The organism is Actinomadura montaniterrae, assembly GCF_008923365.1.
Taxonomy (GTDB): domain Bacteria; phylum Actinomycetota; class Actinomycetes; order Streptosporangiales; family Streptosporangiaceae; genus Spirillospora; species Spirillospora montaniterrae.
The window spans coordinates 1-1,534 of the sequence record NZ_WBMR01000451.1 but is presented as its reverse complement, the minus strand read 5'-3'; the positions used below and the strand labels follow the sequence as shown (position 1 = coordinate 1,534).

At 71.4% G+C, this 1,534-nt stretch carries 1 protein-coding gene; it reads right to left on the bottom strand.

Annotated features, from left to right (window positions below; translation table 11 throughout):
- Positions 1-81: 81 nt before the first annotated feature.
- On the bottom strand, positions 82-1,401 hold the full coding sequence (gene ccrA, locus F9B16_RS50185; protein WP_151547311.1) for a crotonyl-CoA carboxylase/reductase: 1,320 nt from the start codon (positions 1,399-1,401) through the stop codon (positions 82-84).
- Positions 1,402-1,534 lie beyond the last annotated feature (133 nt).

Genomic DNA, 1,534 nt, shown 5'->3' with positions numbered 1-1,534 from the left:
ACACCAGGAGCCCCGCCCCCCCACCGCGCGGGGGGGGGGGCGGCCCCCGCGGGGGGGCCCCCCCCCACGTCAACGGGGTGGTCAGCGGCGGTAGAGGTGGAACTTCTCCTCGCCGATGCGCTCGCGCAGCGCCGGGTCGTCGACGCCCTGGCCCTCGCCGGTGGCGCCGCAGAGGACGGCGACCTTGCCGATGTGCTGGTTCGTCTGGACGGCGCGGGTCGCCTCGCCCGCCTCGTCCAGCGGGAACGACTTCGACAGCGTCGGGTGGATCATGCCGAGCGAGAACAGCCGGTTCACCTCGACGGCCTCGTGGTAGTTGAAGCCGTGCGAGCCGATGATGCTCTTCAGCCGCATCCACAGGAACCGGTTGTCGTACTCGTGCTTGTAGCCGGTCGACGAGCCGCACGTGACGATCTTGCCGCCGCGCTTGGCGACGTAGACGGACGCGCCGAACGTCTCGCGGCCGAGGTACTCGAACACGATGCCGGGGTCCTCGCCGACGAGGCGGCGGATCGCCTCGCCGAGCATCCGGCCCGCCTTCGGGTGCCGCAGGCCCTCCTCGCCGAGGTTCAGCTCGTTGCGGTTGATGACGTGCTCGCAGCCCTGCGCCCGGACGATGTCGGCCTTCTCATCGGAGGAGACGACGCCGACCGGGATGCCGCCGCCGTTGCGGACGAGCTGCGTCGCGAACGAGCCGAGCCCGCCGGTGGCGCCCCAGATCAGCACGACGTCGCCCTGCTTCATGCGGGCGCCGTGGGTGCCGACGAGCATCCGGTACGCGGTCGCGGCGCACAGCGTGTTGGAGCCCGCCTCCTCCCAGGTGAGGTGCGCGGGCTTCTTGATCAGCTGGTTCGCCTTGACGATGCAGTACTCGCCGAGCGACCCGAAGTTCGTCTCGAAGCCCCAGGCGAGCTGCGACTCCGACATCATGCCGTCGTCGTAGGAGCCGTGGTCCTCCTCGTCCACGTAGGACGGGGACAGGACGACCTTGTCGCCGACCTTCCAGTTCTTCACGCCGCTGCCGGTGCGGACGACGACGCCGGAGCCGTCGGAGCCGAGGATGTGGTACGGCAGGTCGTGCCGGGCGCCGTACCAGCCCTGCCGGCCGAACTTCTCCAGGAACGCGAACGTCGGCACCGGCTCGAAGATCGCCGACCAGACGGTGTTGAAGTTGATCGCCGCCGCCATCACCGCGACCACGCACTCGTCGGGCGCCAGCTCGGGCATGTCGACCTCGCCGACGTGCAGCGAACGGCGCACGTCCTTGTCGGTCTGGCCGTCGAAGATGCCGACCTCGTCCTTGCGGGTGAACGCGGCGCGGAACCGGGTCGGCAGGTCGATCTCCTGCAGCTCGGGTCCGCTCGCTCCGGACCGGACGGCGTCGAGCAGGTCGTGGGCCATGGATGTCCTCCGTGAACGACGGGTGGGGGGCGCGGCCCTCAGCGGGCCAGAGTTGACCGTGCCGCGGTCCGGGCGCGGCCGGACGCGCCGCGCGCGTCCGGGCCGTCCGCGGGCCGCCGGTTCGCGCCGTCCG